Here is a 25,725-nt window from a genome sequence, read left to right on the forward strand (position 1 = left end):
ACAGGCTCAGCCCGAACGGATCCAGAGGGAGCCTGCCCGTAAATACTTGCGCGGCCCAGACCAGCGGCCGCCGCGCAAGGGCCGCCCCGCAGCGCTGGCGGCGTCCCCCTTGGGGGCTGAGTGCCGCGGCTCCGAGCCTGCCTGCGCAGGCTTGGACGGCAACGAAGAGTGGCCGCATCTGGCGGACACACCGAGCGGGTCGCGGCTCAGGGGGCTTATTTAGTTTTGCCGGGATCCTTGACGTCCTTGATCACGTCAAATTCCACGTTGTACAGCTGGCCGTTCACACGCTCCACCTTGCGCAGGTACACGTCCTGCACGATGTCGCGGGTCTGCGCGTCGATGAACACCTTGCCGCGTGGGCTCTCGAAGATCTGGCCCTTCATGGCGGCCAGCAGGGCGTCGCCGCCGCCGGCACCCTTGGTGGTCTTGAGCGCTTCGTAAATCACGCGCATGCCGTCGTAGCCGCCCACAGCCATGAAGTTGGGGCGCAGGCCCTTGTTGGCCTTTTCAAACGCTTCCACAAACTTCTTGTTCATGGGCGAGGGGTGTGCGGCCGAGTAGTGGTGCGAGGTGACCACGCCCAGCGCGCCGTCGCCCATGTCGTTCAGTTGATCGTCATCCGTCACGTCGCCGGTGCCGATGAGCTTGATGCCGGCCTTGTCCATGCCGCGCTCCAGGAACTGCTTCATCACCGCAGCGCCCGCGCCCGAGGGCACAAAGACGAACAGCGCATCCGGCTTGGCGTCACGCACCTTCTGCAGGAAGGGGGCGAAGTCGGGGTTGCGCAGCGGCACGCGCAGGGCTTCGGTCACCTGACCGCCGTTGAAAGTGAGGCGCTGGTTGAAGAACTTCTCGGCGTCAATGCCAGGGCCGTAGTCGCTCACCAGCGTGACCACCTTCTTGATGCCGTTCTTGGGCGCCCAGTCGGCCAGGGCCACCGACACCTGCGGCAGCGTGAAGCTGGTGCGCACCACGTAGGGCGATGCCTCGGTGATGCTGGAGGTGGCAGCGGCCATCACCACCAGGGGGGTCTTGGACTGCGTGGCCAGCGGGGCGGTGGCCATGGCCGAGGGCGTGATGCCCATGCCAGCCAGCACGTTGACCTTTTCGTTGACGACCAGCTCCTGGGCCAGGCGGCGGGTCACGTCGGGCAGGCTAGTGTCGTCCTTGATGATGAGCTGCACCTTCTTGCCGGCCACGGTGTCGCCGTTCTGGGCCATGTACAGGCGCGCTGCGGCTTCGATCTGGCGGCCGGTGGTGGCTTGCTGGCCGGTCATGGGCAGGATCAGGCCGATCTTGAACACGTTGTCCTGCGCCACGGCGGGCAGCACGGCCAGACCGGTGGAGAGCGCAATGGCGGCAGCGGCCGAGGCACGAAGAAGGTGGCGTTTTTGCATCGTTGTCTCCTGTGGAAAGTCGTTGTATACAGAAAATGCTGACGGGAGTTTGGCGTGGGCTGGGTTATTTCACAAGCGCAAATTCGAGCATTCAGGTATTACCAAATGCAATAACTCAAGACACCCTGGACGCTTGCACCGGCCGTTATGCCCGCTCGCGGATCAGCTGTACACCGGGCAAGCCCTGCACCTGCGACGCCTGCACCGCCGCCAGCAGGTTGCGCCGGGTGATGCGGGAGTGCTCGCGCAGGATGGCCTCGGCCCGCGCGCCTTCGCGCCGCTCGATGGCGTCGAGCGCCTGGCGGTGCTGGTCCTGCGCCACCACCAGCATGTCGCGCGCCTGGGCCGAATGCGTCTGCACCACCACAAACGCCGAGGGCGACGCAAACGGCAGGCCCTTGACGCGGTCCAGCTCGCGCGCCACCACGTCGCTGCCCACCATGCGGCTGAGCAGCAGATGGAACCGCGCATTCAGCTCCACATAGCGCGAGAAACCCTCGTCATCCAGCGTGGAGGGGGCCAGCGTGGCGTCGATGGCGTCCAGGCACGCATGGGCCTCGGCCAGCAGCGCGGGGGCCACGCCCCGCTCGGCCGCCAGGCGCGCGGCCAAGCCCTCCATGGTCCCGCGCAGTTCAATGGCATCGGCCACATCGGTTTCAGAGAACGTGCGCACGGCGTAGCCGCCACCGGGCAGCCGGTGCAGCAGCCCCTCCTGCTCCAGCCGCATCAGGGCGGCGCGGATGGGCGTGCGCGACACGCCCAGCTTCTCGACGAGCGTCAGCTCGGCAATGCGGGCACCGCCGGGCAACTCGCCCGCCAGGATCATCTCGCGCAGGCGCAGTTGCGCCTTGACGGCCTGCGAGGCGCCCGCCTCGGCAGCCTCGGCCGGTGGAGCGATGGTCAGGGAGTCGGACAGGTTCATGGCGAGTGATGGGAGGGAATTCAGCCACCAGAATGTATACAGAAATCAGGACAACTTCCACCCACCCTCGTTTAGCACCATTACAAAACAACAGCTTACGAGATATAAAAAACTGAGATAGCTGTTTTACGGCTTTCTTATGTATACAGAAAATCCCCTTTTCCGCACAATTGCGCTACTCCAGCCGCGATCCGCACCCGGGCTGTATACCAAGACTGCGACAACACCTTCCACCCACGGAGAGAGACAACCATGTATCCCAAGAACGCCTGGTACGTAGCCTGCACGCCCGACGAGATCGCGGACAAGCCTCTGGGCCGCACCATCTGCGGCGAGAAGATCGTGTTCTACCGTCCCGCGCCCGATCAGGTCGCCGCGCTGGACGACTTCTGCCCCCACCGGGGCGCGCCGCTGTCGCTGGGCACGGTGTGCGAAGGCCATCTGCAATGCGGCTACCACGGCCTGCGGGTGGAATGCACCGGCAAGTCGGTGTCCATGCCTGGCCAGCGCGTGCAAGGGTTCCCCAAGGCGCGCAGCTTTCCGGTGGTGGAGCGCTACGGCTTCATCTGGGTGTGGCCTGGTGACGCCGACAAGGCTGACCCCGCCACCATCCACCACCTGCCCTGGGCCAACAACCCCGAGTGGGCCTACGGCGGCGGGCTGTACCACATTGCCTGCGACTACCGCCTGATGATCGACAACCTGATGGACCTGACGCACGAGACCTATGTGCACTCCACCAGCATCGGCCAGAAGGAAATCGACGAGGTGCCCTGCAAGACCCGCGTGGAGGGCGACGAGGTGATCACCAGCCGCTTCATGGAAGGCATCGAGGCCCCCCCGTTCTGGAAGATGGCGCTGCGCATGAACGGCCTGCCCGACGACCAGCTGGTGGACCGCTGGCAGATCTGCCACTTCACGCCCCCCAGCCATGTGCTGATCGAGGTGGGCGTGGCGCTGGCTGGCCACGGTGGCTACAACGCCCCGGCCGACAAGAAGGCATCGAGCATCGTGGTGGACTTCATCACGCCCGAGACCGAAACGTCGATCCACTACTTCTGGGGCATGGCGCGCAACTTCAAACCGCAGGACCCGTCGCTCACCACCCAGATCCGCGACGGCCAGGGCAAGATCTTTGCCGAAGACCAGCAGATGCTGGAACTGCAGCAGGAGAACCTGCTGCGCTACCCGGACCGCAAGCTGCTCATGCTCAACATCGATGCGGGCGGCGTGCAGTCGCGCAAGATTCTGGACCGCCTGCTGGCCGCCGAGCGTGCACCGGCCGCAGCCCAGGCAGTGGCCGCATGACCGCGCAGGAGACCCTGCAGGTCCGCGTCGTCAAGAAGCAGACCGAAGCCGAAGGCATCGCCAGCTATGAGCTGGCGCGGCTGGACGGCGCGGCGCTGCCTCCGTTCAGCGCGGGCTCGCACATCGATGTGCATCTTCCCAACGGATTGGTGCGCCAATACTCGCTGTGCAATGCCTCGCACGAGTCGCACCGCTACCGCATCGCCGTGTTGCGCGACCCGGCATCGCGCGGCGGCTCGGTCGCCATGCACGACAGCGTGCACGAGGGCGATGTGATCACCATCAGCACGCCGCGCAACCACTTTGCGCTGCACCCTGCACAGCGCACGCTGCTGCTGGCAGGCGGCATTGGCGTGACGCCGCTGCTGTGCATGGCCGACCGGCTGGCGCGCACCGGTGCTGACTTTGCGCTGCACTACTGCACCCGCTCTGCCGAACGCACGGCGTTTGCCGCCGAAATTGCCGCATCGGCCATTGCGCCCCATGCCCACTTTCACTTCGATGCAGGCGCCCCTGAGCAGAAGCTGGACACCGCCGCCGTGCTGGCGGCCCCCGGCCCCGACAAGCGGCTGTATGTGTGCGGCCCGGCAGGCTTCATCGACCATGTGGTGACCACCGCCAAGGCCCTGGGCTGGGCGCAGGACCACATCCACCTGGAATACTTTGGCGCCCCGGCGCAGGACACCTCGGGCGACCAGGGCTTTGAGGTGCGCATTGCGAGCACCGGCAAGGTCTACCCCATTGCGCCCGATGTGTCGGTGGTGGAGGCGCTGCGCAAGGAGGGCATCGACATCCTGACCTCGTGCGAGCAGGGCGTGTGTGGCACCTGCCTTACGCGCGTGCTGGAGGGCGAGGTGGACCACCGCGACATGTACCTGACCGATGAGGAAAAGGCGGCCAACGAGCAGTTCATGCCGTGCTGCTCGCGCGCGCGCAGCAAGCTGCTGGTGCTGGATCTGTAGGCGCCAACAGCCCCAATCCAGCAAAAAGGCGCTGCAGGCTTTGGGCTGCAGCGCCTTTTTCATTTGCTCCTGAATTGATAGCTACCAGCGCATATGAATCATGCGCTTGAAGCCAATTCGGCTTGAATAATCTGACTATTTCTGTTCCGCAGCCGCTGCGCGGATGGTCTCGCGGCCATTGCGGTCCTTCACGCGGCCCAGGTCGGTGTCGAGGGCGCGGGCCAGTTTGTCGGCCGCGCCGATGAAGGCATTGGCCATCTTGTCGGCGTCATCGGTCACCGTCACAGGCTGGCGGCCGGTGACGCGTGCCTCGATGCGGCAGCGCTTGTCATTGGCGCCCGACTTGCCGGCATCCAGATCGCTCAGGAACACCTCCAGCCGTGTCACATGGTCCTGAAAGCGCGACAGCCGGCTCTTGCACTCGTCCGTGATCCAGCGCGCCAGGGAATCGCCGCCGTGGATGTGGTCGTCGGTATTGACTTGTACTTGCATGGGGAGGGTCCTTCCTGATGAAGTTGCGAAGGCCCCATCATGGCACCGGCATCCATATCCCCGGTAAACACATGTCAAAGGATGTCTACAGCTTGTCCAGCGCCACGGCGGGTTGCCAGGGAGCATCGTTGGGCAACGCCCTCGCCTCGGCCACGCGCTCCAGCAGACGAGTGGCAGCCGGGTCGCCGGGCAGCCGCTCCAGCACCCGCGCCAATTGCGCCTCGGCGCCGGTCCAGTCGCGCGCATGGAAGGCGGCCAGCGCTGCGCTGCTGGCCTCGCGCACCATGGCGTCGTCGCAGGGCGTGAACACGCGCACGGGCTCGGTCTTGCCCTTGACGATCACATCGTCCAGCGCGCGCAACGCCGCTGTCGGCGGCAGCTGCGCTGCGGTGGCGGCCGACAGCAGGATGCCGGTGCCAAACGCCTTGTTGGCGCCCTCCAGCCGCGCGGCCAGGTTCACCGCGTCGCCAATGGCCGTGTATGAAAAGCGCTGGTCCGAGCCCACATTGCCCACCACCACACGCCCCGTGTGCAGCCCGATCCGCATGTGGATGGGCGGCAGTCCGCGCGCGCGCAGGTCGGCCACCAGCGCCTGCATGGCCTGCTGCATGGCGATGGCGGCGGCCACGGCGTGTTCGGCATGCCGCGGGTCGTCCAGCGGCGCACCCCAAAAGGCCATCACCGCGTCGCCAATGAACTTGTCCACCGTTCCGCCCGTGGCGTGCACGATCGGCGTCATGGCGTTGAAGTAGCCGGTGAGCACCTCCACCGTCTGCTCGGCACTGAGCTGCTCGGACAGCGTGGTGAAGTTGGCCAGGTCGGTGAACATGAGCGTGACCTCGCGTGCCTCGCCACCCAGGCGCATCAACTCGGGCTGCGCAATGAGGCGCGAGACCACGGCGGGCGGCACGTACTGCGCAAACATCGCCCGCGTCTGGCGCGCGCGCTGGCGCACCACGGCATAGCCCACCAGCGCAGCCGCCCCATAAATGGCGACTGCCGCCGCCGCAGGCAACAGCGGCGGCCACCACAGGCGCGGGCCGGCAAACAGCCCCCACGACACGGCGCCCATGGCCACCACCAGCGCCGCCGTCAGCGCCGCCGCGCCCGCCGGGTGCAGCCGCCGGCTCGCCCCCAACAGCACAGGCAGCAGCAGCACGGTGATCACCAGGGTCCACGCGTCCGACACGCTGCGCAGCCCGCCGCCGGTGAGGTAGTTGTCCAGCAGCGTGGCCTGCAGCTCCACCCCCGGGAAAAGCCGCTCACCGCCCGCCGTGCCAAACGGCGAGTTGAACAGGTCGGCCTGCGAGTGCGCCAGCTCGGTGGCGGTGCGCGCCGAGCGCCCCACCAGCACGATCTTGCCCTTGAAGAAACCTGCAGGCAGCAGCCCCGGCTCCAGCGCCTGGTAGTACGAGCGCGTGTCAAACGTGCCGCGCGGGCCCCGGTAGCCGATCCAGTCGAAATGGTGCAGCGCCGGGGTCTGGCCGCGCGCCTCTGTCACGCGCTGGGCCAGCCGCAGCGCAAAGCCTTCGCGCGCGACGGGGGCGCGGCGCACCACGAAGTCGTCGTCCGGCTCGACCCCGGCATCGCCCGCGTCGGCGCCAGCGTCCAGAAACCGCTGCAGCGGCTGGATGTCCATCCACAGCGCGGCATTGGCGTTGTCGATCTTCTCGCGGGTGGAGGCCAGCACCACGGGCACGCCCTGCCCCACCTGGGCCATCGTGCGGTCCAGAGCGGCGTCTTCGGCCTCGGTAGTGGGATCTGCAAAAACAATGTCGAGCCCCACAGCCAGGGCGCCGTCGGCGCGCAGCCGCTCCAGCAGCGCCGCATGCACGCTGCGCGGAAACGGCCAGGTCTGTTGCAGCTCCTGAAACGTCGGCTCGTCGATCGCGAGAATCACCACCGGCACGGTCGTGCGGTGGGGAGCCGCCAACGCCGTCAGCACGTCAAAGGTCTTGAACTCCAGCGCATGCCAGGTGCGGCTGAGCGTGGCGGCCCCCACCAGCAGCAGCGCCAGCACCCCCGCCGCCAGCGAGAGCCACCGCTGGCGCTGCCGGGCCTGCGGCATTGCTGCCCGATCAGAAGCGGTAGCGCGCATCCAGAACATAGCGGGCTTTTTGCCGGTCGGACTTGGGCGCCCACAGGTTCAAGGCCGCAACGCCCACCACCCAGCGCTTGTCCTGCGTTTCCCAGAAGCCCATCAGGTCCACACCCCAGCCCGGCGCGCGGCGCGTGAGGTTTTCCTTGTCCTCAAACCGCTCCGAGCGGTATACCGCACGCGCGCTCAGGTACAGCCGCTGCGCGCTGGCCCATGTGGCGCCCAGCGCGACGGTGTGGCGCGGAATGTAGGGAATGCGCCCCACCACCTCAGCACCGCCATCGATCGTGCGGCTTTCGCTGTGCTGGTACAGGTACTTGGCGTAGCCCGACCAGCGGCGGCTGAACATGTGGTTGACCGTGCCGCCCAGGGTCTGCAGCGTGCCACGCTCGAAGCTTGGCGTGTCTTCGAGCAGGTCGCTGGTGGACAGGTTGATCAGTTGCGCGTTGCGCATTTCTTCGAGGAACGGCAGGCTGGGGGTGCGCAAATCCACGCCCACGGTGCCGGGGTTGTTCACCCGCAGATGGTCGGCCCGCAGGCCCACGAAGGTGTTGGCGCCCACCTCCATGCCCAGCTGCGCCACCGTGCGTTTGTGGCGGCCACCGGCTTCGACCAGCCGGTCTTCGACGGGAATGCCTGCGGTCTCCACGCTGGCGAGGGTGGAGACGCTGAGAGGCCGCAGCCAGTCCTGATAGGCCACGCGCAGCGTGGTGCCCGCAGCAGGCTGCCACACCGCGCCCAGGCGCGGCGTGACCACGCGCTCGGTGTCCGCGCGGCGGGCCTGGTCTTCGCTCAGGGCATCCAGCCCCACCAGGTAGCTCTGCGTGAGGCCGTCCACGCGGTGGCGGATTTGCTGCAGCCCCAGGGCTGCGTCCAGGCTCAGCGCCGGGTCCAGGCGTTGCGTGGTGGCCAGGGTGAGGCCGGTGTAGCGGCGGTCAATGCGGTTGTAGCCCGCCAAGACGAGGTAGTCGCGGTACAGGCCCAAACCTGGAATGTCTGCCACCACGGCGGCCTCGCCCGCCAGCAGGTTGTTCTGGCGCTCGCGCACATGCTCCAGCGTCACGCTCCAGCGGCTGCCGGGGCTCGTGTCCACGGTGTGGCGCAGCTGGATGTCGCTGAAGTCCTTGCGCGGGGCACTGCTCACGCCCATGACCGTGAGGAACGGCGGCTCGATGTAGGCCGTGGGGTAGCGCAGCAATTGCAGGTTGTCCACGCTGCGGCCCAGCTTGATCCAGGTCTGCTCGGTCGGCCCCCACCGGTAGGCCATGCCCAAGGCGCCCTGGGTGACGGTGTCGTCCAGGGCCGTCTCTTGCGCGTTTTGGCCGCGCAGGCGCATGCTGAACTGGTTGGCATAGGCAAACAGGTTGATGCGCTCGGTGGGCTGCATGCCGACCCCCGCGGTGATGGCGTGGGCCCGCAGGTCGCCCTCGCCGGCACGCATGGCGGGAAGACGGTTGACCTGCAGATCGAACGGATAGGCGCTCACATCCGCCGTCTGCGCCTTGAAGAACCACGACACCGGCACATGGCTGTTGTCCAGGCCATTGAGGGTGACCGCTGGCGCACGCATGCGGTAGAACTCGTGGTCCAGTGTCACGCCCACCGATCCGTGGCTGCCGGGCTGCTGCAGCAGCGGCGAAAAACGCTGGCTGCCGCCAAACGCCATGGGGTCGGTCAAAAAGCCCTGGAACAGCGCCGAGTTCTTGTTGAACTCGCCCGCATAGCGGTCCGCCATGAACAGATGGCTGCCGCCCCAGTAGGGGTAGAAGCTCTGCTGCGCCATCTCCAACGCCCAGTCTTCCATGCCAAAGAACGCCAGCGATGCACCCAGGTTGGCACTGCCCTTCTGGTCGTTGGCCACCTGGTTGAGCGACTTGAGGTACGGCATGCGCGCCACGGCAGCGCGCGCGGCCTCCACCGCTTCGCCGGGCTGGAACAGATCGGTGTGGATCTGCGCCAGCAGCATGTAGGGCACCGGGTCCTTGTCGTCGAGCACGGTGGCCTGCTGCAAGGTGGTCAGCGCGTCCTGGTGGCGGCCCAGCTGGTAGTACGCCACGGCGGTCCAGGTCTTGGCGCGGGCATAGCGGGGCTCCATCACGCCCGCCCGCAAGAACGCATCCAACGCGGCATCCGGCTGCCCTTGCTTGAGGTGCAGCAAGCCCTGGCCTGTGAGCGCCACATAGTCCGCCGGGTTGTCGCCCAGCGCGGTGGCAAAGGCCTGACCCGCCTCGGTGAACTGGTTCACAAAAGTTTCCAGCGTGCCCAGCTCGCCCCAGGCGCCGGGCGATTGCGGCGACAGCTGCAGCGCGCGCCGCAGGTTCTCGCGGGCGGGGCGCGCGTCTTCGCGCTCGGCATGTGCACTGCCCAGGCCTTGCCAGGCGCGTGCATCGCCCGGTGCGAGCGTTTGGGCCTCGGCATAGGCCGCCAGTGTGCCGGGCGCATCGCCCCGACGCCTGGCCAGCTCGGCGCGGACCAGCGCCAGGTCTGGGTGGGCCGTGCCTTGCGCGGGGGCCAGGGTGGCAGCTGCTTCGTCCACACGGTCACTCAATATCTGCACCCGTGCCAGTTGCGCCACCAGCGCCGGGTGGGCGGGCCAGCGCTGGAGCGCAGCGCGCAGCGTGTCGGCCGCAGCAGCCCCATCGCCCTCCATGAGCAACACGTCGGACTGCATGAGCCACGCGGGCAGCGGCGCGGCGTTGGCGGCAGCTACCTTCCGTGCCAGCGATCCGCGCGCGGCCAGCAGGTCGCCCGCCTGCAGGGCCACGGCCGCATCGAACACATCCACCCAGGCGGGCGCGGCCATGGTGCGCGCCTGCGCCAGTGCCGCACGGGCTGCGGCGAGGTCGCGCGCTGCCAGGGCATCCCGCACGGGCACCAGTGCTGCAGGCACGGCCTCGGCCGACAGGTGGGGCACCGGGTCGGCCCGCAACGCGTTGACCCACTGGATGCGGTCGCGCGGCTGGCTCAGCACCAGCTTGACCGGGGCCTTGCCCACTTCGGCCAGCGCCGCCTCGTTGGCGCCGACCGACACCGAGCCCTGCGCGTTGGAAAACTCCACCGTGCCCGAGAGCACGGTGATCAACGTGCGGCCGTCGTCCTCCACACTGATGTCCCAGTCGGTGCCCCGGATGGCCGCCGTCGCGGCCGGTGTCTCCAGGTTCAGGCGGCTGCCGTCGGCGCGCTTGGTCTGCGTCCACGCACGGCCGGCATTGAGCAGCAAGGTGGTCACCGGCTGCGCCGGAGTGGCCACGCCCTTGACCTGCAGCACCGTGTTTTGATGCAGGCGCAGCTGGGTGTCGTCCGCAAACAGCAGCGCCATCTTGGCGGCCTGCCGCGTGCGCACAAAGTCGCCCTGGGCCAGGGCCTGGGCCAGCTTGGCAGGCCCCCAGTCGGCTGCAGAGGCCGCACGCTGGTCACCGGTACCTTGCAGACTGATGATCTCGGCCGCGGCACCAGCGGGCACGGTGGCCTGAGCCACCAGCGGGCAGGCGGCGGCCGTCGCGGCCACCAGCGCGGCCAAGGCAGACAAACGGAATGTTGGATGGGGCATTTTTTCTGCTTTCGGGGAAGGCGTGCATCGCGCCACCCGGCGCCCCTCCCTGGCACCGGGTGAGCCGAAATTATGGCCAGCACCCTCACAAAATCCGCCGTCACCCCAGCGCGATGCGGACACATTTCATGAAGAAAGCCACATTTAAGCCACATTTCGTTGCAGGTTGTGACGCTTTGCGCACCCCGCCAACCCATGGAGGCGACGCGCGGCTCCGCACGGCCCTTTCCTACAGACGCCACAGGGGGCGCAGTGCTACAACTGCAGAAATGACGCGCACAAGCGCTGCCCGGAGCTTTCCCCCATGCCTGCTGCCCCCCGCCTCAAGATTGGCCTGTCCGCCTGCTTTCAACACGCCGACCCTGCACGCCCGCTGTTCACGGGCAAGACGCTGCAATATGTCGAGCAGTCCATCGCCCACTGGCTGATGTCGGCCGGTGCGATGGTGGTGATGGTGCCGTGCCCCACGGGCGAGACCGCGCGTGGCGACGTGACGCTGGACCACTACGCCGAATGGCTGGACGGCATCGTGATGCACGGCGGTGCCGACGTGTGGCCGGGCAACTATGGTGAGGAGCCCTTGCGCGAGGAGTGGGTGGGCGACCGCGTGCGCGACCTGTACGACCTGGCCGTGGTCAAAGCTTTTGCACAGGTGGGCAAGCCCATCTTTGGCGTGTGCCGGGGCCTGCAGCTCATCAACGTGGCTTTTGGCGGAGCGCTGTACCAGGACATCGAGACCCAGCACCCCGGCGCGCAGCAGCACCGCAACGCCACCACGTACGACCAGCACTTCCACGACATCCAGATCTTGCCGGACTCGCACTTGGCCAAGCTCTACCCCAACATGCCACGCGCCCGGGTCAACAGCATCCACCACCAGGGCATCAAGCGGGTGGCACCGGAGTTCGTGGTCGAGGCCCTGAGCGAACCCGATGGCGTGCCCGAGGCGATTCGCCTGAAGCCCGCGCCAGGGCGCGGCTACATTGCCGCCACGCAATGGCACCCGGAGTTCCACAAGCAGGGCTCGGACACGCTGGACGACACGGCCATCCTGAATGACTTTCTGGCGGCTTGCGAACAAGCCAAGGCCCACCCGCGACCTGCGGCGCGCCCAGCGCCCTCGCTGAGGGAGCGGGCCGCGCGGCGCCTACGGCAAGCGCTTTCACGGCAGCGCGACTGACGCAGACGCCGGTGCGCCACTGCCCGGCGGCAACACCTCCGCCAGCACGTCTTGCAGCTGCGCCCGCAGCCAGCGGTGCGCCGCGTCCTGCTGGTAGCGCACGTGCCAGATCAGGTACATGGGCAGGCTGGGGCAAGCCACTGGCACCGGCACATGCGCCAGCGCCGCCAATGCGGTGCGCCCCATCAGCGATGGAGCGGTGGTGAGCAGCGCAGTCCCCCGCACAAACGCGGGCAGGGCCGCAAAACCCGGCACACGCACCACCATGCGACGGCGAATGCCGCGCGCCTCCAGCAGCTGGTCCAGCTCCAGCCCCCGGCGCGCCTCGTAAGCCACGGTGGCGTGGTCTGCGGCCAGGTACTCGGCCTCTGACAGCGGAGCGCTGCGCACGGCGGTGTCGTAGAAAACGCGGTATTGATCTTCCAACAAGCGCTTTTGCACGATGTCGCTGCCCTCCGGCGGGCGGGGGCTGATGACCAGCTGGCACGCGTTGGAGCGCAGCAGCTCGGCACTGGGGGCACCGCTGGGCACGATGCGCAGCGTGACGCCCGGTGCGGCGCTGCGCAGGCGGGCCGCCAGCGCGGGCAGCAGCAAGTCGCGCTGGAAGTCGTTGGCCGCAATCGTCAGCTCGGTCTGCCAGACGGCAGGGTCAAACGCGGCCCCTTGGGCAAACAGTTGCATCTGGTGCAGCATGTCGCGCGCGGGCTGGGCCAGCGCCTCGGCCCGCGCGGTGGGCACAATGCCGCGCCCCCGCTTCACAAACAGCGGGTCGCCGGTGATGGCGCGCAGCTTGTCGAGCAAGTGGCTCACGGCCGATTGGGTGACGCCCAGGCGCTCGGCCGCCGCCGTGATGCTGCCGGTTTCCAGCACCGCCAGCAGCAGCTTCAGCAGGTGGCCGTCCAGCTGCGATCCATCGAATTTGCTCATGCATTCGATGATGTTTTCTGGCTTCATCTTTGGCAATGGCGTCGCGACACTGCACTGACTTACATCAAGACCTGGAGACACCATGCCTTCCCCACTGCCCCCCATCCCCGGCACCACGCCGTTCGATGGCGACCAGGCCCGCAAGGGCTATGCGCTGAACAAGATGTGCTTTTCGTTCAACGACGAGGCCAACCGCAAGGCCTTTCTGGCCGACGAAGAGGCGTACATGAAGAAGTACCACCTGAACGAGCAGCAGGCGGCCGCCATCCGCGCCAAGAACGTGCTGCAGCTGATTGCTGCGGGCGGCAACGCCTACTACCTGGCCAAGTTCGCGGGCATCTTCCAACTGGACATGCAGGACATCGGCGCGCAGCAGACGGGCATGACCAAAGACGAATTCAAGGCCAAGCTGGTCGCAGCGGGCCAATAAGGAGACAAACCCATGGCACAACTCATCGGCGGCCTCGGCACCTCGCACATCCCAGCCATCGGCAACGCCATCCACAAGGGCCTGCAGAACGAGCCTTACTGGAAGCCCTTCTTCGACGGCTTTCCGCCCATCCGCCAGTGGCTGGGCGAGAAGAAGCCGGACGTGGTGGTCATGTTCTACAACGACCACGGCCTGAACTTCTTCCTCGACAAGATGCCCACCTTTGCGGTGGGTGCTGCCGCCCAATACAACAACGCCGACGAAGGCTGGGGCATCCCTACGCTGCCGCCCTTCCCGGGCGAGGTGGACTTGTCCTGGCACCTCATCAACACGCTGATCGAGCAGGAGTTTGACGTGACCACCTGCCAGGAGATGCTGGTGGACCACGCCTGCACGTTGCCGCTCAAGCTCTTCTGGCCCGAGGGCGATTGCCCCGTGACGGTGGTGCCGGTGTGCATCAACACCGTGCAGTTCCCGCTGCCGTCGGCCAAGCGCTGCTACGCGCTGGGCAAGGCCGTGGGCCAGGCGATCAGCAGTTGGGACAGCGACAAGAAGGTGGCGGTGATAGCGTCAGGCGGCCTCAGCCACCAGCTCGACGGCGAGCGCGCAGGCTTCATCAACAAGGCGTTTGACCTGCAGTTCATCGAGAGCCTGACCACCAACCCCGAATGGGCCACGCAGTTCAGCGTGCACGAACTGGTGGAAAAGACCGGCACCCAGGGCGTGGAGCTGCTGATGTGGCTGGCGATGCGCGGGGCGCTGTCCACCGCCAGCGCGGGGGTGCGGCGGGTGCACAGCAATTACCACATCCCGATTTCGAACACGGCGACGGCGGTGATGGCGCTGGAAGCTGTGTAAAAGAGAAAGTTTTGGGTGTTTTTGGCTGCATGCGCTAGTAAATCATGCGCCTGCAGCTATCAAATCAAGAGCAATCCATTGCCCTCGTTTGACCCCAGGCTGGCGTCAGGCACTGAATTTACTGTAAATTTATACAGTGAATTTACAGTCCAAACTCGCCATCTTGGCCGACGCGGCCAAGTACGACGCCTCGTGTGCATCGAGCGGCGCGGCGCCGCGCAACTCGGTGGGCGGGCGCGGCATGGGCTCGACCGAGGGCATGGGCATCTGCCACAGCTACGCGCCGGACGGGCGGTGCATCTCGCTGCTCAAGATTCTGCTCACCAACTTCTGCCAGTACGACTGCCTGTACTGCGTGAACCGCGTGACCAGCAACGTGCCCCGGGCCCGCTTCACGGTCGATGAGGTGGTGCAGCTCACGCTCGATTTCTACCGCCGCAACTGCATCGAGGGGCTGTTTCTGTCCAGCGGCATCATCCAGAGCCCCGACTACACCATGGAGCAGGTGGTGGAGGTGGCTCGCGTGCTGCGCGAGGAGCACGACTTTCGCGGCTACATCCACCTCAAGACCATTCCCGACGCATCGCCCGAGCTGATGCAGCGCGCGGGCCGTTATGCCGATCGCCTGTCCATCAACATCGAGCTGCCCACGGCCGAGAGCCTGTCGGCGCTGGCGCCGGAGAAAAACAGCGCTGCCATCGACCGGTCCATGGCCCGCATGGCCGTGCACATTGGCGAATCGCGCGCGGCGCGCAAGGAGCAAGCCGCGCAGGCCATCGTATCGATGCCGCAATCGCGCACCACGCGCCGGGCCAGCGCACCGCTGTTTGCGCCGGGCGGGCAAAGCACGCAGATGATCGTGGGGGCCGATGCCACGGACGACCGCACCATCCTCGCCACCAGCGCGCGGCTGTACGGCGTGCACCGGCTGCGGCGCGTGTACTACTCGGCCTTCAGCCCCATCCCCGACGCCGCCCGCGCCCTGCCGCTGGCCGCGCCGCCCACAGTGCGCGAGCACCGGCTGTACCAGGCCGACTGGCTGATGCGCTTTTACGGCTTCACCCACGACGAGATCGTGCCGCCCAGCCAAGGCAACCAGGTCGGCATGCTGGCGCTGGATGTGGACCCCAAGCTGGCCTGGGCGCTGGCGCACCGCGAGCGCTTTCCGGTCAACCTCAACACCGCCCCGCGCGAGCTGCTGCTGCGCGTGCCCGGCTTTGGCGTGCAAACGGTAGACCGCCTGCTGGCCGCCCGCCGCGTGCGCCGCTTGCGGCATGCGGACCTGGCGCGGCTGCATGTGCCGCTCAAGAAAGTGCTGCCGTTTGTGGAGGCGGCCGACTATCGACCCGGACGTGCTTTGGAGGCTGCTGATTTGGCTGCGCAACTGGCGCCGCCGCCAGTGCAACGCAGCCTGTTTTGAGCCGGAGCGGAACACATGCAGCGCCACACCATCACGCTGGACCACCCCACCGACTGGCAAGGCTTTCGCACCGCCGCACGCACCCTGGTGCAAGCCAATGTGCCTCCACAAGCCGTGGACTGGCGCTGCCAGGCCGATGCCGCTGAAGACCTGTTTGCCCCCGAGCCCCACAGCCACAACGCCCTCCCGCCGCCAGCCCCCGATGCGCCCGCACTGCGCGTCCCCCCCGACTTTGTGCACCTGTGCGAGCAGCTCATCCTGCACCGCGACCCGGCCCGCTTTGCGCTGATATACCGCCTGCTGTGGCGCATGGCGCAGGGCGGCCATGAAGCCGAAGCCGCGCGGAACGACCCGCTGGACGCCGACCGCATGTTGGCCCACCACATGGTGCGCGCCGTGCGGCGCGACATGCACAAGATGCACGCCTTTGTGCGCTTTCGGCCCGTGGTGGAGCCCGATGGCAACACCCTGCACATGGCCTGGTTCGAGCCCGACCACTACATCACCGTGGCCAACGCGGGCTTCTTCATCCGCCGCTTCACGCAGATGCGCTGGGCCATCCTCACGCCCGACGCCAGCGTGCGCTGGGACGGGCAGCAGCTGCACACCGGCCCCGGCGCGCAGCGCAGCGACGCGCCGCCGCCCGATGCGGGCGAGGCGCTGTGGCTCACCTACTACCGCCACATCTTCAACCCCGCGCGGCTCAAGCTCAGCATGATGAAAAAGGAAATGCCCACGCGCTACTGGCACAATCTGCCCGAGGCCGCGCTCATCACCGGGCTGGCGCAAACTGCGCACGAGCGCAGCGCGAAGATGGTGGAGGCCGAGGCCACCGTGCCACGCAGGCGCATCGCAGCATCATCGCCGCGTTCGCAGCCGGCCGCAGGGGCGGGCTCCTTTCACCCCAGCGCCGCCTCGCGCATCACCCGGAACTGAGGGGCCGACACCGCCGGTGTCCAGCGCCACGGCAGCACCTGCGGTCGCCACAGGGCGCGCAGCACCGTAAGGCGCAACACGCGCTGCGCGCCCGGCCAGGCAGCACGCGCTGCGCGGTCCCACAGCACCTCGGCCTGCGCTGCAATGTGCAGCAAGCCGCCCTCTTCATAGTCCACCACCAGCAAGCCTGCCAGCGGGTGCAGGGCGAGGTTGCCCAGGGTGTTGAAGAACTGGTTGCCCGGGTAGTCCGGCAGGCTCAGCACCACACCAGCCTCCGTGCGCGCCACCTGCACAAAGCCCGGCTCGCCGCCCCGGTGCGACACGTCCACGCCTTCGCTGTGCCCGGCACCGGGGCGCGGCGCCGAGGCACTGGCGATGAACAGCGTGTCGGCCCGCTGCACGCGCGCAATGGCGGCTTCGTTCAGCTCGGCACCCAGCCACTGCGCCTTGCCCGGGGCAACCAGCGCTGCGCGCAGGCCGGGCTGGCGAGCCTGGATGTACTTGGGGCAGTTGCCAAAGCTCTGCACCACCTGCACGCCCAGGCCATCGTCGCCCAACGCCGTCACCCGCCCATTCATGCGGTTGCGTCGCCGGGTGTGCGGCTCCAGCCCCAGCACGCCCACGGCCGCGCCAAGCGCCAGGTGTGCGAGCACCGGGTCCTTGGAGTCCGGCGCGGTGGCGATCTGCATGCGCTGCGCATCGGGGGTGTACACAAAACCGGGCGGGCCGGCAAGCATGGTGGCCCACGGCTGGCCTTGGTCATCCAGCGCCCCCAGCAGCAAGGTGGGCAGCTTTTCAAACAGCTCGCGGTGCTGGTCGGGCATATGGTCGCGCAGCACCATGGCCCCCACGGCCGCCATGCGCTCGCGCACCCCGACGCGCGCCTGCAGCGCCTGCTCGCCGGGGTGGAATGCCTCGGGCGGCACCGGCACCGCATCCGATGCAGCGGGTTCGGTGGCTGTCATGCCGCCACCTGCTCGGCCAAGGGCAGCTGGTCGGCCAGCACCGGGTACCCCGGCAAGGCCTGCATGCGCGCCACCCAGGCCGCAATGCGCGGGTAGGCCTCCAGCGGCAACCCCGCCAGATGCGCCTGCGAGGTGTAGCTGACCATGGCCACATCCGCCAGGCTGGGCGCTGAGCCCCCGAGCAACCAGGCACGCCCCTGCAGCTCCTCTTCCATGAAGGCGAGCAGGCGCTTGCCGGTGGCCTGTGCGACCTCGTTCACGGCACGGCCCGTCAGCGTCGCAAACCGGGGCCCGGCAATGCCCGGCGCCAGAAAGCCTGCCGCCAGGCTGAACCAGCGCTGCAGCTGCGCCTGCCCCACGGCGTCTTGCGGCAGCCAGGCACTGCCGGGGGCGTAGCGCTGCACCAGGTACACCAGGATGCCATTGCTGTCGCTCAGCACCTGGCCAGCGTCCACCAGCACGGGCACCTGGCCCAGCGGGTTGAGTGCCAGAAACTCCGCGCGCTGGTGTTCACCGCGCAGCAGGTTCACATCGATCAGTTCATAGGGCAGCCCGAGCAGGGACAACATCAGCTCCACGCGGTGGCAGTGGCCCGAGATGGGCATGCGGTAGAGCTGGAGCGGGGTGGTGGGGAACATGGAGAAGCCTCGTCGGTGGGTGAAAGGGAAGATGGCTCGACGATAGCTATTGCAAGCTGCGATGTGAATCACCAGCCACCGCTTTTCATAATTGCGGATATCGCAATAATGGGTCGCATGGACTATCTCGACACTCTGCGCTGTTTTGTGACCGTGGCCGATGCGGGCGGCTTTGCAGTGGCGGGGCGGCGACTGGGCTGCTCCGCCACGGCCGTAACGCGCGCCATCGCGGCGCTGGAGGCGCGGCTGGGTGTGCTGCTGTTCCAGCGCAGCACACGCATGGTGCGGCTGACCGAGGCGGGCGAGCGCTTCTTGCAAGACTGCCGCCCCATCCTGAACGACCTGCACGAGGCCGAGCAGGCCGCCAGCGGTGCACAGGCCGAGGCCCAGGGCCTGCTGTCCGTCACCGCGCCGCAAATGTTCGGCATCCAGCATGTGGCGCCCATCGTGCAGGGCTTCTTGCAGGCCCAGCCGCGCGTGCAGGTGCGCACGCTGTTCGTCAACCGGCTGGTGCATTTGCTCGATGAAGGCATGGACGTGGCCATCCGCATCGCGCCCCTGCCCGACTCGGGGCTCACTGCGGTGCAGGTGGGCGCGCTGCGCCGCCTGGTGGTGGCGTCTCCCGCCTACCTGGCGCAACACGGCAGGCCACGCCACCCTGCAGACCTGAGCAACCACCGCGCCATCGGCTTCGCGTTTGACGCACGCACGCCAGCGCCCTGGAAGTTTCGCGATGGCGCCACCGGCCAGCCGCAGTTCACCTGGATCAGCAACAGCAACGAGGTGGACATTGCCGCCGCAGAGGCGGGTATCGGCCTGACCCGTTGCCTCGCCTACCAGGCCGCTGCGAGCCTGCGCGCCGGGCGGCTGCGCATCGTGCTCGCAGAGCACGAACTGCCCCCTGTGCCCGTGCACATCGTGTACCCCGCAGGGCGGCGGGCCCCGGCCAAGGTGCGCGCGTTTGTGGAATGGGCGCGTGAGCGCCTGGGCAAGGAGCCGGTGCTGAACGGGCGTGGCCTGGGGCGCGGTAACGCCTTGTTGCCAATGACTTCGTAACCTGTCATCGCGCCACCGGCGAGGGCCGTTGCATAGCTAAGTCCGACGCTGTGTCGGGCGGTTATCCGATCTGAAAGGATTTCTCATGAACAAGCTCCTCGCTGCCCTGCTCGCTGGTTTCTTTGCGACCGCATCGTTTGCCCAGGCCCCTGCGGCTCCCGCAACACCAGCAGCGCCCGCGAAGGCCGCTGCACCAGCGACCCCTGCCACACCGGCCGCGCCCGCCACCCCAGCGGCCCCAGCCGCCGAGGCCAAGCCTGCAGCAATGCCCGCCGCAGCCCCCGCATCGGCCCCTGCCGAAAAGAAGGCGGCGAAGAAGACAAAGGCCAAGAAGACCAAGGCAGCGGCAGAGAAAAAGGCCGACGCCGCCAAGCCTGAAGCCGCCAAGTAATTCACGACGCTGTGCCCCACAAAAAAAGCCCGCAATGCGGGCTTTTTTTGTGCCTAAGCATCCGCCCCTGCCCGCTGGGCAGAAGCCTGGACTTCCAAGGTCAGCATGCGTCGCCAGCCTCAGGCTGGCGAGCTGCCATCAATGATGGTGGCCGTGGGCACCATGCACATGGCGGTGCGCAATTTCTTCGGGGCTGGCCGCGCGCACTTCGGTGACCTTGCAGCTGAAGGTCAACGCCTGGCCTGCCAGCGGATGGTTGCCGTCCAGGTGTACTTCGGGGCCCTTGATCTTGACCACGTTGAACACGGCGGGCTGGCCGTCGTTGCCCACGCCCTGCAGCTGGCCACCGACCTTCACGCCGGGCGGGAACTCGCTTTTGGGAATGGTGCGCACCAGGCTTTCATCGCGCGCACCAAAGGCGTCTTCCACCGCCAGCTGCAGCGTGGTGCTGAAGCCCACGGCCTGGCCATCGAGTGCGGCTTCGACCTTGGGGAAGATGTTCTCGTAGCCGCCGTGCAGGTACGACAGATGCCCCGCATCCAGCGGCTTGCCCTGGGGCGTGGTGACCTTGTAGGTGATGGTGACGGCGGAGTCTTTGGTGATGGTGGTGGCCATGGTGGTGCTTGCGCTTTCAGGCGGTGAAGAATCGGCGCGGGGCTGGCAGGGGTATGCCACCAGCCGCCGCGCGGGTCAGAACGAAACCCTGGATTGTCCACGAGGCGCCCGGTGGCATGCCGGGCGCCTCGTTCGGGGCTGAGTGAGCAGCCCTATGCGCCCACCGGGGCCTCGGCCGGGCGTTCTTCCTCCGTCTGGCCGGGGTAGCGCGCAAAACGCCGCGCCTCGGTGCCATGCACCGGGTCCTGGTCGGGCCAGGGCCAGCCGCCAAACTGGGTGCGGCGGTAGTCGTTCATCGCCTGCATGATCTCGGCCTGCGTGTTCATCACAAACGGGCCGTACTGCGCCACGGGCTCGGCGATGGGCTGGCCTTGCAGCAGCAGGCATTCCAGCGGCGTGGCGCCGGTGTTGGTCAGCAGCCAGTCTTGCCCGGCCAACAGCTCCAGTGCAGCGTGCTGGCCCACGTCCTGCGGGCCCACGCGCAGGCTGTCGCCCACAAAGAAGTACAGCATGCGGCGCGTGCCCTGGCCGCGCGCGGCGGGCAGCGTCCACTGCGCGCCGGGGTCCATGCGCAGCGTCCAGATGGCCACATCGCCCTCGGGCTGCGAAGCCCAGGACTCGGGTGGCGGCGACAGGGGCGCGGGCGCGCCGGGCAGGGCGCCCGCCACCACGGTCACCGTGGTGGCACGGCCCGCGTCGTCGTTGTGCACCAGGCGCGGAATGCGCTCGTTCCACAGCATGGTGAAGTGGGGCTCCACCATCTTGTTCTTCGCGGGCAGGTTCAGCCAGATCTGGAACAGCTCCAGCGGGTTGGGCTCGGTGGCGTTGAGCAAGGGGAACATCTCTGAATGGACAATGCCCTTGCCCGCCGTGACCCACTGCACATCGCCCCCGCCAAAGCGCGCGGCGGCGCCCAGCGAGTCGGAATGGTCGATGAGGCCCTTGCGCACGAGGGTGACGGTTTCAAAGCCCCGGTGCGGGTGGCCCGGAAAGCCAGGCACGGTGTCGCCGTGGTACATGCTCCAGCCGTCCTTGCGACTGAAGTCGCTGCCGATCTGGCGGCCTTCCAGCGACACGGCGGGCGCAAACGCGCCGTTGCCGGCGGGATAGGCGTCGTCATGGTGGGCGCAGAACAGGAACGGGTCCATCGTGGGCCACAGCGGACCCAGCGCCTGGGCCTGCACAACGGGCTGGCTGGCGGCCGACGAAGACACGGTGGGGGAGGACGACATCAAGGGCTCCTTGGGTTTGCGCCACCGGCTATCGGGCAGCACGCCTGCCAAAGATAAGGCCTGAGGCTGCTTTCAGAAGTGCGCTGGGTGGAACAGTGCGGTGCGGCGTACAGGACAGTGCCGCACAGTGTGCGCACACAGCTTGCGCCACCATTTCAAGCAAAATCGGCCGCATGCGCTAGTGCAACATGCCTGAGCAGCTATCAACTAGATAGCAAACCTTCTTCTCACACGGCACCCGGATGGGAAGGCGCAGCGGCTGAGGGCGGCGATGCCGGGCGCAACACGAAGCCGCCCAGCGCAGCCGCCACCAGCGCACACAGCGCCGACACCCAGAATGCCAGCTGGTAGCCCGCATTGAGCGCCTGCTGCACACTGGCCCCGGCCTGACGCAGGTGGTCGGTGCGCGCATCGGCCAGACTGGCCAGGATGGCGAGCCCCAACGCACCGCCCATCATGAACGCGGTGTTCACCACCCCCGAGGCCAGCCCCGAGTCTTCGGGCTTCACATCGCCCATGGCGGCCAGCAGCAGCGGGTTGAGCGCAATGCCGGCGCCCACGCCCAGCAGCAGCATGCCGGGCAGCACGTGGATGACAAAGCGCCCCTCGGTGGGTGCCAGCGCAAACAGGGCCAGGCCCACCGCCGCCAGCAGCAGCCCCCAGCCCAGCGTGCGGCAAATGCCAAAACGCATCACCACCCAGGCCGACAGCCCCAGCGAGCAGCCCGCCATGATGAGGTTGGACGGCAAAAACGCCAGGCCCACCTGCATCGCGTCATAGCCCAGCACCAGCTGCATGTACAGCGCCGACAGGAAGAACCACGCAAACATCGACGCCGCCCACAGCACGCCCACCACGTTGGAGATGGCCAGGTTGCGCAACCGCAGCAGCGGCAGGGGCACCAGCGGCGCGGCCACATGCGACTCGATGAACAAAAAGGCTGCCAGCAGCGCCGCCGCAGCCCCCAGCAGCCCCAGCGACTGCAACGAGGTCCAGCCCGCCGCGTTGCCGTTGACGATGGCGTACACCGCCAGCATCAGCGACGCGGTGATGGTGACGGCGCCCGCCACGTCCAGCCGCTGCCCGTGCGCCTGCCCCTTGCCGCCCGGCAACAGCGCCAGGCAGGCCAGGTAGATGGCCACGCCCACGGGGATGTTGACCAGAAAGATCCAGTGCCAGCTCAACGCGCTGGTGAGCACGCCACCCAGCAGCACGCCAATGCTTCCGCCGCCGGCGCACACAAAGCCATAGACACCCATGGCGCGCGCACGCTCGCCGGGCTCGGTGAACAGATTCATGATGAGCGACAACGCCACGGCCGACACCACCGCGCCGCCCACGCCCTGCACCGCACGCGCCGCCACCAGCAACCCCTGCGTATTCGCCAGCCCGCAGGCCAGCGATGCCGCGGTGAACAGCGTGATGCCCGCCAGGAACAGCCGCCGGTGGCCGTACAGATCGCCCAGGCGCCCACCCAGCAGCAGGCAGCCGCCAAAGGTAAGCATGTAGGCGTTGACCACCCACACCAGCGAGGTTTCGGTGAAGCCCAGGTCGGCCTTGATGCTGGGCAGCGCGACATTCACGATGGTGGTGTCGAGCACGATCATCAGCTCGCCCAGGCACAGCAGGATGAGTGCGGGCCAGCGTGCGCGGCCTTCGATGCGGAGGGTCATGGGACAGCGGAAATCAGAAGAGATGGACAGCGCAGTGTGTCACGCGCGTTGCACTTGCGGCTGGCGGAGTGCCATGCCAGTGCGCCTGTGGAGCTGGCTCCGCCAGTCCAACGGGTGCGTCCCCCTCCAGGGGGAAACCGCGCAGCGGCTCAGGGGGTTCTCGTGTACTTGGCTTGCATGAACTGCTTCCAGCTGCCGTCCGGCTGCTGGCCGAATGAGGTGAGCGTGCGCTCGTTGGTGGTGACCAGGGTGATCACGTCCCGGTAGCGCATGGTGGCGCCATCGTTCTTGAAGCTGGGGCCTTCGGTCTCCAGCGTCAGCACCTTCTGGTCCGCATCAAGCGTGCCACGGTACACCCACAGGTGGGTCATCATCGAGCCCACCCAGGTGCCGACAAACGCCTGCTGGTCCGGGTCGTAGCCCAGCGTCATCAGCATGCGGGCCTCGCCGCCCCCACCGGGCATGAAGCCCACCCCTTCGCAGAGCACCCACAGGCTGCCCAGCGCGCGCACTTGCTCGGTGCCCCGGCTTTGCGCGGGGGGGTCGCCCGGGCCCATGTCGGCCAGGGATTCGCAGGTCCAGTCGCCCAGCAGCTGCTGCAGCCAGCGATGCATGGCGTGGGGTTCGGGATTCATCATCGGAGTCTCCTGGTGCCGTGGTGCGGACGCTGCTCAGTCGCGGTCGGGCGCACCGAGCGGAAAGTAATGGCGGTAGGGGCGCCCGCCTTCCACCGCGCGTGCAAACGAGGGGCGTGCCAGCAGCCGGGCACGGTACGCGCGCAGCTGCGGGTAGGTGGCCGCGATGGGGTGCGTCCAGTCGGCATAGAACAGCGAGGGCGCCGCAGCGCAGTCGGCCAGCGAGAACGGCTCGCCCGCCGCCCAGGTGCGCCCTGCCCACATGCCCTCCAGCCAGGCGTAGGCTTTCTCCAGCTTCTCCGCAGCCCAGGCCACGCCTTCTGCCTTGCGCTCGGCGCTGCCGGTCAGCGCGGCATTCACCGCGTGCTGCACCGGGGCCATCATGTGCAGGTCAAAGAAGCGGTCCATGAATCGCACGTCCAGTGCCGCCCGGGGGTCGGCTGGAATCAGCGGCACAGGCCCCGGGTGCGCGAGCTGCAGGTGCTCGATCACGATGCTGCTTTCCACCACCGTGTGGTCGCCGTCCACCAGCACCGGAAACTTGGCCAGCGGCCAGTGGCGCAACCAGTCGGCGGAATGGCTGACGGGCTCAGCGGGGTCGAGATTGAGCAGCTCAAACGGTGTGCCGTTCTCGTACAGCGCGATCAGCACCTTCTGGGTGTAGGAGGAAAAAGGGTGGCCGTAGAGGGCGAGCATGCGGGGTCCTGTGTGTGGGTCGGTGTGGTTGGCGGGGGTCGCACTCATTCGGGAGCCACCACCATCCAGGGCACGCCAAAGCGGTCGGCCACCATGCCAAACGCCTGCGAGAAAAAGGTCTTGGTCAGCGGCATCTGCACCTTGCCGCCATCAGCCAGCGCATCGAAATAGCGTTTGGCATCGGCTGCATTGGCAGGGCTCAGCGCCAGCGAGATGCCCTGGAAGCTGGCGTGGCCCGAGCCCATGCCATCCGACGCCATGATCTGCGTGTCGCCCACGGTGAACGAGGCGTGCATGACCATCTCGGGCTTGGGGCCCGGTCCGCTGCCATCGGCGCAGCCCTCGCCAGCGGCGGGCTCGGGGTTGTCCTTGTAGCGCATGAGCATGGTGACTTGGGCGCCTAGGGCGCGGCGGTAGAACTCCAGCGCTTCATCGCAGCGGCCTTCGAACATCAGGTAGGACTCGACTTTCATGGGATCTCCTCGGGAGGGTTGGCGGGCCAGTGAACACCTCGACGCGCAATTGTGAACACCGTCCACAAACAATAGCAAAGATAATGGACAGTGTCCACATCCAAACGATCCATGACCGTAAGCACCCGCAACAAGGCCGCCCCCTCCCGCACACCTGCCGCACGCAGCACCTATCGCCACGGGGATTTGCACCGCGCGCTGCTGGACGCGGGCATTGAACTGGCGCGCCAGGGCGGGCCCGATGCCGTGGTGCTGCGCGAGGCCACGCGCCGTGCGGGGGTGGCGCCCAATGCGGCCTACCGCCATTTCGCCAACCGCGACGACCTGCTGGGTGCCGTGCGCGCCGCGGCTGTGGCAGCCGCCGCGCGGTCGATGGAGGCCGAGCTGGCCCTGGTGCCCACCACTGGCACGCCCGCCGAGCGGGCCCATGCCAAGGTGCGCGCCGTGGGTGCGGGCTACCTGCGGTTCGCGCACGCCGAGACCGGGCTCTTTCGCACCGCTTTCGGCGGCCGCTTCACGGTGCAGCAAACGCCCGACCCGGCCATGGGCGGCGCCACAGGGCTCAACCCCTTCCAGCACCTGAGCGCCGCGCTGGACGACCTGGTAACCGCTGGCGCCCTGCCGTCCGCGCGCCGCCCAGGCGCTGAATACCTGGCCTGGTCCACCGTGCACGGCATGGCGCTGCTCGCCATCGACGGACCGCTGCGCGGCACGCCCCAGCCGATGCTGGACCTGCTGGGCCAGCGCCTGCTGGACATGGTGGAACGGGGGCTGTAAGCGCGCGGCCTCACCAGGCCCCACCCACAGGCCCTGCATGGCCCTGGCTCGCGGCTCCGTTGCCAGCAGTATCGGTCGCCCCACTCCGGCG

At 67.7% G+C, this 25,725-nt stretch carries 24 protein-coding genes; 10 read left to right on the forward strand and 14 right to left on the reverse strand.

Features of this window, described 5'->3' with window-relative positions:
• Window positions 1-215 precede the first annotated feature (215 nt).
• Together ACOYR4_RS21930 and ACOYR4_RS21935 are read right to left on the reverse strand one after the other, a co-directional pair.
• Entirely contained in the window at window positions 216-1,400 is a 1,185-nt protein-coding gene (locus ACOYR4_RS21930) for an ABC transporter substrate-binding protein (RefSeq protein ID WP_015016188.1), read from the reverse strand.
• A gap of 145 nt (window positions 1,401-1,545) precedes the next feature.
• A complete protein-coding gene (locus ACOYR4_RS21935; protein WP_209816894.1) occupies window positions 1,546-2,322 on the reverse strand; it encodes a GntR family transcriptional regulator in 777 nt (258 codons plus the stop codon).
• A 252-nt stretch (window positions 2,323-2,574) separates the two neighbouring features.
• On the opposite strand from ACOYR4_RS21935, the gene ACOYR4_RS21940 reads away from it, so the two are divergent.
• Complete coding sequence (locus ACOYR4_RS21940) at window positions 2,575-3,630, forward strand: aromatic ring-hydroxylating oxygenase subunit alpha (RefSeq protein ID WP_015016190.1); 1,056 nt, start codon at window positions 2,575-2,577, stop codon at window positions 3,628-3,630.
• The gene (locus tag ACOYR4_RS21945; protein WP_422848047.1) at window positions 3,627-4,592 is read left to right on the forward strand and encodes a PDR/VanB family oxidoreductase; all 966 of its coding nucleotides are present in this window, start codon (window positions 3,627-3,629) and stop codon (window positions 4,590-4,592) included. The genes ACOYR4_RS21940 and ACOYR4_RS21945 overlap by 4 nt, the downstream gene beginning before the upstream one ends.
• Window positions 4,593-4,727: 135 nt before the next feature.
• Here ACOYR4_RS21945 and ACOYR4_RS21950 read toward each other — a convergent pair whose 3' ends face one another.
• The 3 genes from ACOYR4_RS21950 to ACOYR4_RS21960 form a co-directional block, all read right to left on the reverse strand.
• Window positions 4,728-5,084: an HPF/RaiA family ribosome-associated protein gene (locus ACOYR4_RS21950; protein ID WP_422848048.1), complete on the reverse strand. Its 357-nt coding sequence runs from the start codon at window positions 5,082-5,084 to the stop codon at window positions 4,728-4,730.
• Between the two features lie 85 nt (window positions 5,085-5,169).
• A complete protein-coding gene (locus ACOYR4_RS21955) occupies window positions 5,170-7,152 on the reverse strand; it encodes a CHASE2 domain-containing protein (protein WP_422848049.1) in 1,983 nt (660 codons plus the stop codon).
• Between the two features lie 10 nt (window positions 7,153-7,162).
• The gene (locus tag ACOYR4_RS21960) at window positions 7,163-10,732 is read right to left on the reverse strand and encodes a TonB-dependent receptor domain-containing protein (protein ID WP_422848050.1); all 3,570 of its coding nucleotides are present in this window, start codon (window positions 10,730-10,732) and stop codon (window positions 7,163-7,165) included.
• A gap of 304 nt (window positions 10,733-11,036) precedes the next feature.
• Between ACOYR4_RS21960 and ACOYR4_RS21965 the strand changes: the two genes are divergently transcribed.
• Complete coding sequence (locus tag ACOYR4_RS21965; protein WP_110960844.1) at window positions 11,037-11,912, forward strand: gamma-glutamyl-gamma-aminobutyrate hydrolase family protein; 876 nt, start codon at window positions 11,037-11,039, stop codon at window positions 11,910-11,912.
• Here ACOYR4_RS21965 and ACOYR4_RS21970 read toward each other — a convergent pair.
• Window positions 11,895-12,848, reverse strand: a complete 954-nt coding sequence (locus ACOYR4_RS21970; RefSeq protein WP_422849695.1) for a LysR family transcriptional regulator — start codon at window positions 12,846-12,848, stop codon at window positions 11,895-11,897. The genes ACOYR4_RS21965 and ACOYR4_RS21970 overlap by 18 nt on opposite strands.
• 73 nt (window positions 12,849-12,921) lie before the next feature.
• Between ACOYR4_RS21970 and ACOYR4_RS21975 the strand changes: the two genes are divergently transcribed.
• From ACOYR4_RS21975 to ACOYR4_RS21990, 4 genes are all read left to right on the forward strand, one after another.
• Window positions 12,922-13,269: a protocatechuate 4,5-dioxygenase subunit alpha gene (locus ACOYR4_RS21975; protein ID WP_422848051.1), complete on the forward strand. Its 348-nt coding sequence runs from the start codon at window positions 12,922-12,924 to the stop codon at window positions 13,267-13,269.
• A 12-nt stretch (window positions 13,270-13,281) separates the two neighbouring features.
• On the forward strand, window positions 13,282-14,127 hold the full coding sequence (locus tag ACOYR4_RS21980; protein WP_422848052.1) for a class III extradiol dioxygenase family protein: 846 nt from the start codon (window positions 13,282-13,284) through the stop codon (window positions 14,125-14,127).
• A 136-nt stretch (window positions 14,128-14,263) separates the two neighbouring features.
• Window positions 14,264-15,547 carry a putative DNA modification/repair radical SAM protein gene (locus ACOYR4_RS21985; RefSeq protein WP_422848053.1) on the forward strand — a complete coding sequence of 428 codons (1,284 nt, stop codon included), beginning with the start codon at window positions 14,264-14,266 and terminating at the stop codon, window positions 15,545-15,547.
• Between the two features lie 15 nt (window positions 15,548-15,562).
• Entirely contained in the window at window positions 15,563-16,483 is a 921-nt protein-coding gene (locus tag ACOYR4_RS21990; protein WP_422848054.1) for a TIGR03915 family putative DNA repair protein, read from the forward strand.
• Here ACOYR4_RS21990 and ACOYR4_RS21995 read toward each other — a convergent pair.
• Together ACOYR4_RS21995 and ACOYR4_RS22000 are read right to left on the reverse strand one after the other, a co-directional pair.
• On the reverse strand, window positions 16,447-17,448 hold the full coding sequence (locus tag ACOYR4_RS21995; protein WP_422848055.1) for a pyridoxamine 5'-phosphate oxidase family protein: 1,002 nt from the start codon (window positions 17,446-17,448) through the stop codon (window positions 16,447-16,449). The two genes, ACOYR4_RS21990 and ACOYR4_RS21995, sit on opposite strands and share 37 nt — an antisense overlap.
• The gene (locus ACOYR4_RS22000) at window positions 17,445-18,086 is read right to left on the reverse strand and encodes a glutathione S-transferase family protein (RefSeq protein WP_422848056.1); all 642 of its coding nucleotides are present in this window, start codon (window positions 18,084-18,086) and stop codon (window positions 17,445-17,447) included. Before ACOYR4_RS22000 ends, ACOYR4_RS21995 begins: the two co-directional genes overlap by 4 nt.
• Before the next feature lie 117 nt (window positions 18,087-18,203).
• Between ACOYR4_RS22000 and ACOYR4_RS22005 the strand changes: the two genes are divergently transcribed.
• Both ACOYR4_RS22005 and ACOYR4_RS22010 read left to right on the forward strand, forming a co-directional pair.
• Window positions 18,204-19,142, forward strand: a complete 939-nt coding sequence (locus ACOYR4_RS22005) for a LysR family transcriptional regulator (RefSeq protein WP_110960838.1) — start codon at window positions 18,204-18,206, stop codon at window positions 19,140-19,142.
• Window positions 19,143-19,227: 85 nt separating this feature from the next.
• A complete protein-coding gene (locus ACOYR4_RS22010; RefSeq protein ID WP_422848057.1) occupies window positions 19,228-19,533 on the forward strand; it encodes a hypothetical protein in 306 nt (101 codons plus the stop codon).
• A 138-nt stretch (window positions 19,534-19,671) separates the two neighbouring features.
• Here the strand turns inward: ACOYR4_RS22010 and ACOYR4_RS22015 are convergent, their stop codons facing one another.
• The 6 genes from ACOYR4_RS22015 to ACOYR4_RS22040 form a co-directional block, all read right to left on the reverse strand.
• Window positions 19,672-20,148: an FKBP-type peptidyl-prolyl cis-trans isomerase gene (locus ACOYR4_RS22015; protein WP_060985498.1), complete on the reverse strand. Its 477-nt coding sequence runs from the start codon at window positions 20,146-20,148 to the stop codon at window positions 19,672-19,674.
• Between the two features lie 152 nt (window positions 20,149-20,300).
• The gene (locus ACOYR4_RS22020) at window positions 20,301-21,380 is read right to left on the reverse strand and encodes a pirin family protein (protein WP_422848058.1); all 1,080 of its coding nucleotides are present in this window, start codon (window positions 21,378-21,380) and stop codon (window positions 20,301-20,303) included.
• Between the two features lie 227 nt (window positions 21,381-21,607).
• Window positions 21,608-23,053 carry an MFS transporter gene (locus ACOYR4_RS22025; protein WP_422848059.1) on the reverse strand — a complete coding sequence of 482 codons (1,446 nt, stop codon included), beginning with the start codon at window positions 23,051-23,053 and terminating at the stop codon, window positions 21,608-21,610.
• A 149-nt stretch (window positions 23,054-23,202) separates the two neighbouring features.
• Window positions 23,203-23,691: a DUF1579 domain-containing protein gene (locus tag ACOYR4_RS22030; protein WP_422848060.1), complete on the reverse strand. Its 489-nt coding sequence runs from the start codon at window positions 23,689-23,691 to the stop codon at window positions 23,203-23,205.
• Between the two features lie 33 nt (window positions 23,692-23,724).
• A complete protein-coding gene (locus ACOYR4_RS22035; protein WP_422848061.1) occupies window positions 23,725-24,384 on the reverse strand; it encodes a glutathione S-transferase family protein in 660 nt (219 codons plus the stop codon).
• Between the two features lie 44 nt (window positions 24,385-24,428).
• The gene (locus ACOYR4_RS22040) at window positions 24,429-24,857 is read right to left on the reverse strand and encodes a VOC family protein (protein WP_422848062.1); all 429 of its coding nucleotides are present in this window, start codon (window positions 24,855-24,857) and stop codon (window positions 24,429-24,431) included.
• A 111-nt stretch (window positions 24,858-24,968) separates the two neighbouring features.
• Between ACOYR4_RS22040 and ACOYR4_RS22045 the strand changes: the two genes are divergently transcribed.
• Complete coding sequence (locus tag ACOYR4_RS22045; RefSeq protein WP_209816876.1) at window positions 24,969-25,634, forward strand: TetR/AcrR family transcriptional regulator; 666 nt, start codon at window positions 24,969-24,971, stop codon at window positions 25,632-25,634.
• Window positions 25,635-25,725 lie beyond the last annotated feature (91 nt).

It is taken from the genome of Acidovorax sp. M14, assembly GCF_049331375.1.
Lineage (GTDB): Bacteria > Pseudomonadota > Gammaproteobacteria > Burkholderiales > Burkholderiaceae_C > Acidovorax.